We start from the raw sequence: 13,087 nt of genomic DNA on the forward strand, positions 1-13,087 counted from the left end.
AGGGTGCCGATTGATCAATAACAAGACATATGCCGATTTTTTGCTCTACACTGAAGCCCAGTGCAACCGATGTGACTCATGGTCAACCGGGTTGTCCCACTCGCCGGCCCCGACGGATCAGCTCAGGTGCCCGGGTGCCGCTCGACCACGGCGACGCCGACGCCCGCCACGTCGTGCCGAGGTGCCCATGACCGTTCCGCCGACCATCCCGCTGGCCTGCCAGGAGCAGCTGCTCCCCGGCGACGACCTGATCCGCAAGCACGCCCTCGCCGCCGCGCTCGGCTTCACCGGCATCGAGCTGCGCGGCCGCGGCGAGCCGGCCCTCGCCCGCCGGCTGCCGGAGCTGCGCCGCGCCCGCGCCGCCGGGGTGGTCATGCCGACCGTCCGCGTCGAGCCGGGCCCCCTCATCGGCGACGTCGACCCCGAGCGCTCCGCCGACGCGGTACGCGACCTGCGCTCCCAGCTCTCCGTCATCGCCGAGCTGGGCGGCGTCGGGGTGACGACCGCCGCCGCCCGGGCGACGCCCGCCCGCCGGCTGCCGCCGTTCCAGCGGCCCCGCCCGCCGGCCGGCGACCGCCAGGCCCTCCTGGACGCCCTCGGCACCCTGGGCGAACACGCCCGCGCCGAGGGTGTCACCCTGTTCCTCGCACCGCTCAACCGGTACGAGGACCACATGGTCAACCGGCTCGACGAGGCGGTGGCGCTCTGCGCGGCCGTCGGCCTGCCCTCGGTGCGGGTCGCCGCCGACACGTTCCACATGAACATCGAGGAGGACGACGTGCACGCCGCCCTGCGGGCCGCCGCCCCCTACCTCGGGCACGTGCAGGTCAGCGACACCAACCGGCACCAGCCCGGCGCCGGCCACCTCGACTGGCCGGAGCTCGTGCGCACCCTGCGCGACCTCGGCTACCCGGGCTGGCTGGCGCTGGGCTGCCGGCTGCGCGGCGAGCCGGTGCAGGCGCTGCACCAGGCGGTCACCGTGCTGCGGCACGCCGAGCCCCGGCGGATGGCCGCGTGAGCACCGGCACCGCCGCCGACGGCGGCGCACCGGCCCGCGCCCGGGAGACGGGGGCGCTGTGGCGGCTGGCGGTGGCCACCCTCGACGGCAACTGGGAGCACGACCACACCGTCCCGTCGCGCACCCTCTATCCGCACCAGTGGAGCTGGGACTCGGCTTTCGTCGCCGTCGGTCTGGCCCACGTGCGCCCCGACCGGGCCTGGCGGGAGCTGCGCACCCTGTTCGCCGCCCAGTGGGCCGACGGGCGGGTGCCGCACATCGTGTTCAACCCCGCCCTGCGCGCCGGGTCCTACTTCCCGGGGCCCGCGTTCTGGGACTCGGCGCAGGTGCCCGGCGCGCCCGCCGTGGCCACCTCCGGCATCGTCCAGCCGCCCCTGCACGCCCTCGCCGCGTGGCTGGTGCACCGCCGGGCACCGTCGGAGCGCAGCCGGGCCGAGCTGGCCTGGCTCTACCCCCGGCTGGTCGCCTGGCAGCGCTACCTCACCGGCCGGCGCGACGTCGGCGGGGCGGGGCTCGCCTGCATCGTGCACCCGTGGGAGTCCGGGCTGGACAACAGCCCCGCCTGGGACCCGCCGCTGGCCGCGGTGCCCGCCGACGCGGCGGTCATGCGGGCGTACCGGCGGCACGACACCGTGCACGCCGACGCCGCGCACCGCCCCACGGACCTGGACTACGCGCGCTACGTCGCGCTGGTCGACGCCTATCGGGCCGGCGGATACCGCGACGACGGGCTGGACGGGCGGCACCTGTTCCTGGTGGAGTGCCCGCTGCTGAACACGGCGCTGGGGCTCGCCGAACACGCGCTCGCCGCGATCGCCCGCGAGACCGGGGCCGACCCGGGCCCGCACCGCGAGCGCGCGGTCCGCATCACCGCCGCCCTGGTGGACCGGCTGTACGACCCGGTCGGCGGCACCTTCCACCCCCGGGACCTGCGCACCGGCCGGCTCGTCCCGGCCCGCACCGCGCTGGGCCTCATGCCCCTGGCGCTGCCCGGCCTGCCCGCCCGGCCGGTCGCGGCGCTGCTCGCCGAGGCCTGCTCGCCCCGGTTCGGGCTGGCGGCCCGGATGGACCGGCCGCTGCCCAGCCACGACCGCACCGCGCCCGACTTCGAGCCGCTGCGCTACTGGCGGGGCCCGAGCTGGCAGAACCTCAACTGGCTGCTGTGGCGGGGGCTGCGCGCCCACCACCGGTTCGACCTGGCCGCCGGGCTGCGCGACTCGATGATCGACCTCGTCGCGACCGCCGGCTGTCACGAGTACTTCCACCCCGACACCGGTGCCGGGCTCGGCTCGCCCGCGTTCGGCTGGACCGCCGCGCTGCTGCTCGACGTCCTCGCCGAAACCTGAGCGGCCGGCGGCCCACGGGCGGGCCGGCCGGCCGCCGGGGATCAGGACACGCCCGCCGGGGTGCCGCCGCCCACCCGCAGCCCGGACAGCGGGATGTCGTCGACGGCGTACCCGAGCGCGTCGACCACCTCGACGACCCCGCTGACCTGTGCGGACAGCCGCAGCGCGAGGCGCACCGTGGAGCGGCGGTCGAGCTGGCCGGTGAGGGTGACCACGCCCTCGTGCACGGTGACGTCGACGACGTCGTCGCGGACGCCCAGCGTCCGGCGCAGCACCTCGTCCACCACGTCGGCGCGGATGTCGCCGTCGGGGCGCAGGTGCACCCGGAGCAGGTCGCCACGGGTCACGATGCCCACCAGCCGGCCCAGGTCGTCGACCACCGGCAGCCGCTTGACGTGCCGCTGGGTCATGAGCCGCGCCGCCTCGACGCAGGACGCGTCCGGCCCGACGGTGACCGCCGGGGCGCTCATCAGGTCGGCGGCGAGCGTCGCCCCGGCCTTGACCTGCGCCTCGCGGTGCCGGCGGCCGACGAACACCCGCCGCTCGTGCGGCTGCCCGAGCAGCTCCACCTTGTGCAGGAGGTCCGCCTCGGAGACCACCCCGAGGACCCGCCGCGCGCCGTCCACCACCGGCGCCGCGGTGACGCGCCAGCCGGTGAGCACGTCGACGATCTCCCGGTACGCCGTGCCCTCCCGTACCGCCGCGACGTCCGTCGTCATCACGTCCCGCACCTGCCACGCCCGCATGGCGACCTCCCTCGTTCCACCCCGACCGTAGGAGCGGACGGGTGGTGCTGGGCAGGGCCGGCCGGCCCGGCGAACGCGGGGACCTCCTGCCCGTACCCCACGGGCCGGAGGTCCCGGCGGGCGGCCGGTCAGCGGGCGGGGGACAGCTCGCGCAGCAGCGCCTCCACCCGGGACCGGATCTCGTCGCGGATGGGCCGGACGGCCTCGACCCCCTGCCCGGCCGGGTCGTCGAGCTTCCAGTCCTCGTAGCGCTTGCCGGGGAAGACGGGGCAGGCGTCGCCGCAGCCCATGGTGACGATCACGTCGGAGGACTCGGCGGTGGCGTACTCCAGCAACTTGGGCCGCTGGTCGGTGATGTCGATGCCCACCTCGGCCATGGCCTCGACGGCGGCCGGGTTGACCGTCTCGGCGGGGGCGGAGCCGGCGGAGCGGACCTCGACGGCGTCGCCCGCCAGGTGACGCAGCCAGCCGGCGGCCATCTGGGAGCGGCCCGCGTTGTGCACGCAGACGAACAGGACGCTGGGCTTGTCGGCCACGGTGGTTTCCTCCGGGGTGACGGGGTGTGATGGGGTCAGTGGGTGAAGTGCCGGCGCAGCCACAGCGAGACGTAGACCAGGCCGACGAGGACGGGCACCTCGATCAGCGGGCCGACGACCCCGGCGAGGGCCTGGCCGGAGGCGACGCCGAAGGTGCCGATGGCCACGGCGATGGCCAGCTCGAAGTTGTTGCCGGCGGCGGTGAAGGCGAGGGTGGTGGTGCGCGCGTAGCCGAGGCCGATCGCCCGGCCGAGCAGGTACGCCCCGGCCCACATGAGCGCGAAGTAGACCAGCAGCGGCACCGCGATGCGGGCCACGTCGAGCGGCCGGCCGGTGATCGCGTCGCCCTGCAACGCGAAGAGCACCACGATGGTGAACAGCAGCCCGTACAGGGCGGCGGGGCCGATCCGGGGCAGCAGGCGCGACTCGTACCACTCGCGGCCCCGGGCGCGTTCGCCGAGGCGGCGGGTGAGCCAGCCGGCGAGCAGCGGCACGCCGAGGAAGATGAGCACGTTGCGGGCGATGTCCCAGCCCGAGACCGCCAGCTCGGCGCCGGACAGGCCGAGCCAGCCGGGGAGCACGGCCAGGTAGAACCAGCCGAGCAGCCCGAAGGCGAGCACCTGGAACACCGAGTTCAGGGCGACCAGCACGGCGGCGGCCTCCCGGTCGCCGCAGGCGAGGTCGTTCCAGATGATCACCATGGCGATGCAGCGGGCCAGGCCGACGATGATCAGCCCGGTGCGGTAGGCGGGCTGGTCGGCCAGGAAGATCCAGGCGAGGGCGAACATCAGCGCGGGGCCGACGATCCAGTTGAGCGCCAGCGAGGAGACGAGGAGCCGGCGGTCGCCGGTGACCGTGTCGAGGCGGTCGTAGCGGACCTTGGCCAGCACCGGATACATCATGACCAGCAGGCCGAGGGCGATCGGCAGCGAGATGCCGCCGAGCTGCACCGCGTCGAGCGCCCGGTCCAGGCCCGGCACGGCCCGGCCGAGCAGCAGGCCGGCGGCCATGGCCAGGCCGATCCAGACGGGCAGGAACCGGTCGAGGCGGGACAGCCGGGCGACCACCGCGGTCTCGGCGGCGTCGGTGTGGGTGGTGGTCACGGGCGCTCCAGGCGAGTGTCGGTGTTCGGGTGGGCGCGCCCGGCCGGCTCGGGGACGATCCCCAACTGGTCGAGCAGCAGTCGGACACGGCGCTCGATGTCGTCGCGGATCGGCCGGACGTCGGCGACGTCGAGGCCGGCCGGATCGTCGAGGTCCCAGCTCTCGTAGTGGGTGCCGGGGAAGACGGGGCAGGCGTCGCCGCAGCCCATGGTGACGACCACGTCGGCGGCCCGGACGATCTCGTCGGTCCACGGCTTGGGGAATTCACCGGCGATGTCGACGCCCCGCTCGGCCATCGCCGCGACGGCAGCCGGGTTGACCTCGGCGCCGGGCTCGCTGCCGCCGGACCAGGCAACCGCCCGCTCGCCGGCGAGGTGGGCGAAGAAGCCCAGCGCCATCTGGGAGCGGCCCGCGTTGTGGGTGCACAGGAACAGCGCCACGGGCCGGCCGTCGCGGTGGTGGCCCTCGACCCGGGCGAGGGCGCGCAGGCGCTGCCGGGCGAAGCGCTCGGCGAGCAGCGGGAGGTGGTGGGGGACGCTGCCCGCCGTGGCGAACTGGTCGTAGCTGGCATGCAGGAACCGCTCGATGGTCTCGGCCCCGTAGGTGCCGTCGAACTCGGCGGCCAGCCGGGTCGCGGCGGTGCGCAGGGCCAGCCGCTGGTCCACGGAGAAGCCCTCCGGTGGGCGCGGTCGGGTGTCAGTCATGGTGGGCTCCGGGCGAGACGGCGGGGGCGAGGCGGTCGACGCGGCCGGCGAGGTCGGCGTAGGCGGCCTCGAACGCCTCGTCGGTGTCGATCCGGACGGGGTCGGGCACGGACCAGTGCAGCCGGGGGCGCACGGGGCCGGTCAGCTCCTCGTGCGCGTTGTCGCACACCGCGATGACCAGGTCGTCGGCGCCGACGACGTCGGCGACGTGGGCGGTGCGGGTGGGGTCGAGCTCCAGCCGGTGGCGGCGCGCCACCGCGACGGCCCGGGGGTGCACCCGGGCTGCGGGCTTCGTGCCGGCGGAGGCGGCCGCGCCGTGGGTGCGGCGCCGCCACAGCGCGGCGGCCAGCTGGGAGCGGGCGGAGTTGTGAGTGCAGACGAAGACCACCCGGTCGACCCCGGTCAGCGGGGCGGGTGTGAGGGCGGCCAGGGCCTCCGGCAGCAGTCGCAGGTAGGTGCGCCGCCGGTCGCCCTCCGACCGCGCCCGGACGACGAGGCCGGCCTCGGTGAGCACCCGGACGTGGTGGGCGACCAGGTTGGTGGGCATGTCGAGGCTGCGGGCGATCTCCCCGGGGGAGGCGTCGCCGAGGGTGAGCGCGTCCACGATCGCCAGGCGCGCGGGGTCGCCGAGGGCGGCGTGGACGCGGGCGCGTCGGGTGAGGGAATTAAGCTCAGCGTTCATTGACTCAACTATCGTTGAGCGGAACGCCGGATGTCAACTGGCGAGCAGGGCGGCGAGTTGGCGCAGCGTGCCGGAGCGGGCGCGGTACCAGACCCAGGTGCCGCGCCGCTCGGCGTCGACCAGGCCCGCCTCGCGCAGCACCCGCAGGTGGTGGGAGATCGTCGGCCCGGTCAGGTCGAAGGCGGGGGTGAGGTCGCACACGCAGATCTCGCCGCCGTCGGCGGAGGCGATCATCGACAGCAGCTGCAGCCGCACCGGGTCGCCCAGCGCCTTGAACGCCGGGGCGAGCGCCGCCGCCGTCCCGGTCGGCACCCGGCGCTGCGTGAGGGGCGCGCAGCAGAGCGCGGCGGTCAGGTCCGGCGCTTGTTTCGACATCGCTCTAGGTTGACAGACGTCTAATCAGCGTGCAAGCCTCTGGTTCGACGGATGTCGAGACAGGGAGGCTGCATTGCTGATCCGCGCCATGGTCGCCGCCGACGCCGCACCGGTCCTCGCCATCTACCAGGCCGGCCTCGACGGCGGCGACGCCAGCTTCGAGACCGTCGCCCCCACCTGGGAAGCGTTCGACGCGTCCCGGCTGGCCGCCCACCGCCTCGTCGCCGTCGACGACGCCGACACCGTGCTCGGCTGGGTCGCGGTGTCGCCCACCTCGACCCGCCCCGTCTACGCGGGCGTCGTCGAGCACTCCGTCTACGTCGACCCGGCGGCCCGGGGCAGAGGTGTCGCCCGGCTCCTGCTCGACGCGTTGATCACCGGCACCGAGGCCGCCGGGATCTGGACCATCCAGTCCGGGATCTTCCCGGAGAACGCCGCCAGCCTCGCCCTGCACGCGCGGGCCGGCTTCCGGACCGTCGGCGTACGGGAGCGGGTCGGCCGGCACCACGGCCGCTGGCGCGACGTGGTGCTGCTGGAACGCCGCAGCACCGTCGTCGGCTGACCGCCACATCCCGCTGATCCGACCCACCTGGAGGAAACCTGTGACCGTCCTCGACGACCTGCCCGTCGTGGTGATCGGCGCCGGCCCCGTCGGCCTCGCCGCCGCCGCGCACCTGCACGAGCGCGGCCTGCCCTGCACCGTCCTGGAGGCGGGGGACAGCGTCGGCGCGGCCGTGCGCCGGTGGGGGCACGTGCGCGCCTTCTCGCCCTGGCGCTACGACATCGACGACGCCGCCCGCCGGCTGCTCGCCGACAGCGGCTGGACCGCGCCCGATCCCGACGCGCTGCCCACCGGCGACGAGCTGGTCGACGCGTACCTGCGGCCCCTCGCGGAGCTGCCGCAGATCGCGCCGCAGGTGCGGCTGAGCGCCCGGGTGGCCGCGATCAGCCGGCTCGGCCTCGACCGGCTGCGCACCGCCGGCCGCGAGCAGACCCCGTTCCTCGTCCGGCTCGCCGACGGCGAGGAGCTGCTGGCCCGCGCCGTGATCGACGCCTCCGGCACCGGGGACACCCCGAACGTGCTCGGGGCCTCCGGCCTGCCCGCCCGGGGCGAGGCGGCAGCCGGGGCGTACCTGGACCATGCGTTGCCGGACGTGCTCGGCGCGGACCGCGACCGGTTCGCCGGCCGGCATACCCTCGTCGTCGGCGCCGGCCACTCCGCCGCCAACACGCTGCTCTCCCTCGCCGAGCTGGCGGCCGACGCGCCCGGCACGGAGGTGACCTGGGCGATCCGCGCGGCCTCGCCGACCCGCGCCTACGGCGGCGGCGACGCCGACGCGCTGCCCGCCCGGGGCGCCCTCGGTTCCCGGCTGCGCGCCCACGTCGAGGCGGGCCGGATCCGGCTGCTCACCGGCTTCTCCGTGCACGCCCTCGACCCGGCCGGCGACCGGGTCACCGTCACCGTGCGCCGCCCCGACGGCGGGCAGGAGTCGGTGACCGTCGACCGGATCGTCGCCGCCACCGGCTTCCGCCCCGACCACGGCATCGCCGCCGAGCTGCGCCTCGACCTCGACCCGGTGCTCGGCGCGACCCGGGCCCTGGCCCCGCTGATCGACCCCAACGAGCACTCCTGCGGCACCGTCCCGCCGCACGGCGTCGACGAGCTGAGCCACCCCGAGCCCGGCTACTACGCGGTCGGCATGAAGAGCTACGGGCGCGCGCCGACGTTCCTCATGGCCACCGGCTACGAGCAGGTCCGCTCGGTCGTCGCCGCCCTCGCCGGGGACTGGGCGGCGGCCCGCGACGTGCGGCTGGAACTGCCCGAGACCGGGGTGTGCAGCAGCGACCCGGCCGACTCCGTCGACGGGGAGAACTGCTGCGGCCCCGCCCCGCAGCCGCCCGCCCGGGGACTGGCCACCGGCCTGGCCGGCGGGCTGCTCACGGTGCTGCCACCGGCCACCGTGGACTCCGGCGCGGGCGGGTGCTGCGCCGGCTGACCCGGCGCCGCCGGGGCGCGGCGACGGCCCGTGCCCCGGCGGCGGCCGGCGTGCCCCGGCAGCGGCCCCCGGCTCAGGGGATCGGCGCGACGGGGCGCACCGGCGTCTCCCCGAGCAGGCCGCCGTCGTGCACGGTCCCCGCCAGCTCCCGCTCCCGGTAGGCGGTGGCGAGGACGATCCAGCTCAGGAAGCTGCCGTAGCCGCCGCAGAGCGACGCGCCGCCGTCGCCGCCGCACAGGACCGCCGGATCGGTGGTCAATTCGGCGCGGTACGGGTCGTCGCCGATGACCAGGCCGAACAGGTTCGGCTCCTGGATGAGCGGCACCGTGCCGTAGGGCAGGCCCTCGGGATAGCCGTCGCCCCACCGGAACAGGGTGGTGGCCCCGGCCCCGCAGGCGTACTCCCACTCGTCGGGGGTCGGCGGTCGCAGGCCGAGGCGGTCGAGCCCGGCCACCAGCCACGCGTGGCCGTCGTCCTCGTCGCCGCCCTCGGGATCGTCGCCGCCCTCGGTGCCGTCATCGTCCTCGGGGTCGTCATCGTCGTCGGTGGGCAGCAGCGTGTCGGCCTCCACGGAGCGGACCGCGACGAGGCGGGCCGGCAGGGACACGCGACGCGGCGGCGAGGTCACCTCGGCCAGGAAACGGTCGAGCGGCTCGGTGAGGGCCCACTCCGTGCTGGCCTCGGCGAAGTCGGCGCGCATCCGGGCGTCGGGAACGAAGCGCTCGGGGTCGTGGCCGAGCTGTGCGGTGCCGCCCGGCACGAGGGCGAAGCTGACGCCGTCACGGTCGAAGAAGGCGACCCGGCCGCCCCGGCCGGCGTACGCGTGCGGCCCGATGCCGGTCAGGCGTGTTCTGGTGCTCCGCGCGATGGCGGCGGCGGTGCGGGCTGCGGCATCGTCGGACAGACCCGACCAGGCGGACAACGTGAGATCGGCATGCGACACGGGGGCATTATGTCTGCGGGCCCTGACATGTCCGGACCGGCGGCCACCGGTCAGTCGTGGTCGTAGACGGTGGTGGCGATGTCGCGGTCGCACAGGGCCGCGACGACGAGCGGCTCGATGCGCTCCCACCGGCCGCCGGCCAGGCCACAGCCGATGCGCGGCAGATGGACGCTGGCGGACAGCCGCGTGGCGTGCGCGGCGACGGCGTCGAGGCAGCGCTCGACGGCGTCGTACCGGATCGGGGGCCCGTTGCTGCCGGTGCGGATGCCGCGCTGGGCGACCATGTTGGCCACCCAGGTGTCGGGCCGGACCTGGACCAACTGGGTCGCGCCGAGGCCGAAGTCGTTGCCGGAGCGCTCGCGGTGCCACCGCCGGTAGGCGCGCTCGGGCTCCGGCCACCGGCGGGACACGGCCAGGACGAAACCCTTGCCCCACCCGCCGATGTCGTTGCACACGTGGGCGATGATCTTCGGCCCCCTGGCCTGCGGGCTGGTCGCGTCGCCCCTGATGATCTGCAGTGGTACCACCCGGTGATGCTCCCACCGGCGCTGGCTGCCGTCGACTTCGTTATCCACTGACAACGACCGGGGAGAGGACACAGACCGTGCTGCGCATCCGGCAGTTCCGGTGGAGCGACTACGACGCCGTCGCGGCGGTGTGGACCGCGGCCGGCCGCGACGTCGTGCCCCGGGCCGAGCTGGCCGCCAAGCTCACCCGGGACCCCGAGCTGTTCCTCGTCGGCGAGGCGCACGGCGACGTGGTGGCCGTGGTGCTGGGCACCTACGACGGGCGGCGCGGCTGGATCCTCCGGCTCGCCGTCCACCCCGCTCACCGGCGTCGGGGCATCGCCAGCCGGCTGGTGGCCGAACTGGAGCGGCGCTTCGCGTCGCTGGGCTGCCCGAGGGTGAACCTGCTGGTCATGCCGGACAACGCGGCAGGGCTGCGGTTCTGGCAGGCGCTCGGCTACCTGCCGATGCCCGACGTGCTGTGCACCAAGCCGATGCCGCCCGCCCCGCGCTGACCGCCCGCCCGGCTCACCCGGCGCGGGGCCCGTCCCGGGCCGGTGCCGGGGGAGTGGACCGGCCCGGGACGGGGGGATCAGGAGGGCGGTCGCGGCGCGCGTACCCAGGACAGGAAGCGGTTGGTGAGGTCGCCGGGCGGGCTCGCCGGGTTCAGCGCCGTCAGGTGCGCCGTCGCCTCCTGCATGAGCAGCGCCAGGTAGAACAGCAGGGCGGTGCGGTCGCCCCGGTACTCGACGAGCAGCGACAGCCGCGCCGGACCGCACGGCCACGGTGCCCCGCAGCGACGACACCGCCAGACGGGGCGCATCGGCAGGTGCGGGCCGCCCGACATCAGCGGTACCGCAGCGCGGTCGCCCGCGCCTCCTCGTCGGTCATCGGCAGGAACCACAGGAACCGCCGCACGATCTGCGGCGGCGTCGGGCCCTCCGGCCGGCCCCGCAGGTCGCGGATCGCCGGGCGCAGGAAGAGCGTGAAACTCGCCAGCAGTACGCCGCGCAGGTGATCGTCCAGCGGCAGGCCGCGCCACGCGGCGCAGGGGAACGGCTCGCCGTCGGCCTCGCACCGCCAGGTGGGCCCGGCCGCGCAGTGCCGCTCCAGCGCGGGCGCGGGCCTCACCAGCGGCCTCCGTCTCTCCGCCGGTGCCCGATCGGGGTACGCGGACGCATCGGTGTCGCCGTGCGCGAGGCTGGTCGCCCGGTCACGTGCTCGTCGGTGGGGCATGGCTCTCCCTCGGTGCGTGTCGGCAGTGGAGCAGTGGAGCAGTGGAGAGGGGGCCGCCCGCCCGACTGGTGCGGAAGGACCGGGACGGCCCCTCGGCGAACACGGGTCGAGACGTCTGTCGACCGACCCGCGCCGCCCCGACACCAGCTTGCTGAGGGTTGTGAGACAAACACACCGCGTAGCAGTATGGGTTGTAGGTGCACGGGATAATCCAGAGGGGAATCCGGATGAACCATGCCTTTGTCGAGGCCATGGCGGCCGCAGGGCTGACTGCTGAAGCCCTTGCAGCTCGGGTCAACGTTGACCCGAAGACCGCCGGGAGGTGGGCAAACCCCGGACATGTCCCGCAGTCTCGTCACCGAGCCAAGGTTGCTGCCATTCTCGGGCGGGAAGTCTTGGAGCTGTGGCCTGATGCCCTCAAGCGTCGAGGCCCGACGTGGCTGCGCGAATGGGTCGACTGGGAGCGTGACACCCTCACGTTGCGGTGGTTCGAGTTGGCGTGGATCCCGGGTCTGCTTCAGACCGAGGCATACGCGCGGGCAACGCTGGCCGGCGAGCCGTTGTCCGCAGAGACCGTTACCCAGTTGGTCAAGGCACGCATCGGGCGGCAGGTGATCCTGGAGCGGGATTGTCCACCCCTGTTCATCGCGATCATCGACGAAGCGGTCCTGCGGCGGTCGGCCTACGGTGACCGGAACCTCATGCGTGAGCAGTGCGAACACCTGGCCGAGTGTGCGCAACGCCCCTCGGTGCAGGTCTACATCGTGCCGGCCACCGCCGGCATGTACCCGGGACTGGGTGGCCCGATCATCCTTGCCGAACTGCCCGATGGTGAACAGGTCGCGCATGTCGACAGTCAGGCGCACGCGCAGATCATCAATCAGGCTTCGGACGTTGCTACGCTGGTCCGGCGGTGGGAGCGCATTCGCGGCGAAGCTCTCTCCCGGACGCAGTCACTCGACCTCATCAGGGAAGCGGCGGCATCATGGACATGAGCCAGGCGAGGTGGCGTAAGAGCACCAGGAGCGGCAACAACGGTGGATCGTGTGTCGAGGTCGCCGGCAACCTGCCTGGTGTCGTTCTCGTCCGGGACACGAAGGACCGCGACGGCGGGACGCTGGCCTTCGCGCCTGCCGCCTGGGCCGGGTTCGTGAGTCTCGCCAAGCGGATCGGCCCCGTCGGCTGACCAAGCCGCCCCGGACCGTGCGCGAGTCCACCACGACGTGACCTGAGGGTCGACCAGAACGTGCTCACCACCGTTAAGGCGACGCCGCTGGCGATGGGCGTTGGCAGATCTTGGTAGGTTTCGGCCCCTCTGGGGGCCGTTTCGTACCAAGATCTGTCGATCTCGTTCAGGTGCCTCGTGTTTGTGGCGGGGTGGGGCGGACGAGTGATCGCGTGAGCCCCGGCCCGGTCGGGCTCGCCGCATGTGGCTCGCCCGGGTGGCGCGGGTCGTCTGGTGGCGTGGGGCGAGCGTTCGGTGGCCGGTTGCGGTGGAATCGCGTCGGCGTGTCGTGTCGCGGAGGCGGCCAGGGTCCCGGGCGAAGGTCTCCTTGGTGCCCCGACGGGCAGGGTCGGTGGGCAGGGGCCGACGGGCGGGAGTCGGCGGGCGGGAGTCGGCGGGCTGGCTGGCGAGCGAACGTGCGCGATCTGGCTGACGCGCAGGGCGTGGGAAGCGGGTGCGGGGCGGCCGACGCGGGGCGCGGCGGGGTCCGTCGGGGCCCCGTTTCGGCGTACGATGGTCGGGGTCCGGCCCGCCCGGTGCCGCCCTTCCTGAGCTGCCGTTAAGGATCGCCCACATAGGAAAAACGCCGGTCACCAGGCGCTTTGGCCGCAAGATTACTTGCCGGTATACCTCTAGGCCGAAACTCATGTGCGCGCTAGGGGGATGATCG

At 74.6% G+C, this 13,087-nt stretch carries 17 protein-coding genes; 7 read left to right on the top strand and 10 right to left on the bottom strand.

What is annotated here, in order from left to right; genetic code table 11:
• Window positions 1-187 precede the first annotated feature (187 nt).
• On the top strand, window positions 188-1,018 hold the full coding sequence (locus tag LPA42_RS29115; protein WP_077939841.1) for a sugar phosphate isomerase/epimerase family protein: 831 nt from the start codon (window positions 188-190) through the stop codon (window positions 1,016-1,018).
• A gap of 56 nt (window positions 1,019-1,074) precedes the next feature.
• On the top strand, window positions 1,075-2,364 hold the full coding sequence (locus LPA42_RS29120) for a hypothetical protein (protein WP_096761729.1): 1,290 nt from the start codon (window positions 1,075-1,077) through the stop codon (window positions 2,362-2,364).
• A gap of 41 nt (window positions 2,365-2,405) precedes the next feature.
• On the opposite strand, the gene LPA42_RS29125 is transcribed toward LPA42_RS29120, so the two are convergent.
• From LPA42_RS29125 to LPA42_RS29150, 6 genes are all read right to left on the bottom strand, one after another.
• Entirely contained in the window at window positions 2,406-3,110 is a 705-nt protein-coding gene (locus LPA42_RS29125; protein ID WP_077939843.1) for a CBS domain-containing protein, read from the bottom strand.
• A 128-nt stretch (window positions 3,111-3,238) separates the two neighbouring features.
• Complete coding sequence (locus LPA42_RS29130; RefSeq protein ID WP_077939844.1) at window positions 3,239-3,646, bottom strand: arsenate reductase ArsC; 408 nt, start codon at window positions 3,644-3,646, stop codon at window positions 3,239-3,241.
• A gap of 35 nt (window positions 3,647-3,681) precedes the next feature.
• Window positions 3,682-4,749, bottom strand: a complete 1,068-nt coding sequence (gene arsB / locus LPA42_RS29135) for an ACR3 family arsenite efflux transporter (RefSeq protein ID WP_077939845.1) — start codon at window positions 4,747-4,749, stop codon at window positions 3,682-3,684.
• Window positions 4,746-5,453, bottom strand: a complete 708-nt coding sequence (locus LPA42_RS29140) for an arsenate reductase ArsC (protein ID WP_077939846.1) — start codon at window positions 5,451-5,453, stop codon at window positions 4,746-4,748. The genes arsB and LPA42_RS29140 overlap by 4 nt, the downstream gene beginning before the upstream one ends.
• Window positions 5,446-6,135 carry a helix-turn-helix domain-containing protein gene (locus tag LPA42_RS29145; protein ID WP_077939847.1) on the bottom strand — a complete coding sequence of 230 codons (690 nt, stop codon included), beginning with the start codon at window positions 6,133-6,135 and terminating at the stop codon, window positions 5,446-5,448. Before LPA42_RS29145 ends, LPA42_RS29140 begins: the two co-directional genes overlap by 8 nt.
• A 33-nt stretch (window positions 6,136-6,168) precedes the next feature.
• Window positions 6,169-6,510 carry a helix-turn-helix transcriptional regulator gene (locus LPA42_RS29150; RefSeq protein WP_077939848.1) on the bottom strand — a complete coding sequence of 114 codons (342 nt, stop codon included), beginning with the start codon at window positions 6,508-6,510 and terminating at the stop codon, window positions 6,169-6,171.
• Window positions 6,511-6,583: 73 nt separating this feature from the next.
• Here LPA42_RS29150 and LPA42_RS29155 point away from each other — a divergent pair, with 73 nt between their 5' ends.
• A complete protein-coding gene (locus tag LPA42_RS29155; protein ID WP_255378745.1) occupies window positions 6,584-7,072 on the top strand; it encodes a GNAT family N-acetyltransferase in 489 nt (162 codons plus the stop codon).
• 40 nt (window positions 7,073-7,112) lie between these two features.
• Window positions 7,113-8,507 carry an FAD-dependent oxidoreductase gene (locus LPA42_RS29160; RefSeq protein WP_077939849.1) on the top strand — a complete coding sequence of 465 codons (1,395 nt, stop codon included), beginning with the start codon at window positions 7,113-7,115 and terminating at the stop codon, window positions 8,505-8,507.
• A 73-nt stretch (window positions 8,508-8,580) separates the two neighbouring features.
• Here the strand turns inward: LPA42_RS29160 and LPA42_RS29165 are convergent, their stop codons facing one another.
• Together LPA42_RS29165 and LPA42_RS29170 are read right to left on the bottom strand one after the other, a co-directional pair.
• A complete protein-coding gene (locus tag LPA42_RS29165; protein ID WP_144082794.1) occupies window positions 8,581-9,450 on the bottom strand; it encodes a hypothetical protein in 870 nt (289 codons plus the stop codon).
• Window positions 9,451-9,500: 50 nt separating this feature from the next.
• Window positions 9,501-9,977 carry a macro domain-containing protein gene (locus LPA42_RS29170; protein WP_077939851.1) on the bottom strand — a complete coding sequence of 159 codons (477 nt, stop codon included), beginning with the start codon at window positions 9,975-9,977 and terminating at the stop codon, window positions 9,501-9,503.
• Window positions 9,978-10,054: 77 nt separating this feature from the next.
• Here LPA42_RS29170 and LPA42_RS29175 point away from each other — a divergent pair, with 77 nt between their 5' ends.
• Entirely contained in the window at window positions 10,055-10,471 is a 417-nt protein-coding gene (locus tag LPA42_RS29175) for a GNAT family N-acetyltransferase (protein WP_077939852.1), read from the top strand.
• Between the two features lie 77 nt (window positions 10,472-10,548).
• On the opposite strand, the gene LPA42_RS29180 is transcribed toward LPA42_RS29175, so the two are convergent.
• Together LPA42_RS29180 and LPA42_RS29185 are read right to left on the bottom strand one after the other, a co-directional pair.
• Window positions 10,549-10,803 (bottom strand): flavin reductase, encoded by a 255-nt coding sequence (locus tag LPA42_RS29180; protein WP_074473215.1) that lies wholly within the window; start codon window positions 10,801-10,803, stop codon window positions 10,549-10,551.
• Window positions 10,803-11,087, bottom strand: a complete 285-nt coding sequence (locus LPA42_RS29185) for a hypothetical protein (protein WP_228987005.1) — start codon at window positions 11,085-11,087, stop codon at window positions 10,803-10,805. Before LPA42_RS29185 ends, LPA42_RS29180 begins: the two co-directional genes overlap by 1 nt.
• Window positions 11,088-11,419: 332 nt before the next feature.
• Between LPA42_RS29185 and LPA42_RS29190 the strand changes: the two genes are divergently transcribed.
• The gene (locus tag LPA42_RS29190) at window positions 11,420-12,187 is read left to right on the top strand and encodes a DUF5753 domain-containing protein (RefSeq protein ID WP_077939853.1); all 768 of its coding nucleotides are present in this window, start codon (window positions 11,420-11,422) and stop codon (window positions 12,185-12,187) included.
• Entirely contained in the window at window positions 12,178-12,378 is a 201-nt protein-coding gene (locus tag LPA42_RS29195; protein WP_077939854.1) for a DUF397 domain-containing protein, read from the top strand. Before LPA42_RS29190 ends, LPA42_RS29195 begins: the two co-directional genes overlap by 10 nt.
• The last annotated feature ends 709 nt before the right edge of the window (window positions 12,379-13,087 follow it).

It is taken from the genome of Micromonospora sp. DH13 (assembly GCF_020873825.1).
Lineage (GTDB): Bacteria > Actinomycetota > Actinomycetes > Mycobacteriales > Micromonosporaceae > Micromonospora > Micromonospora haikouensis.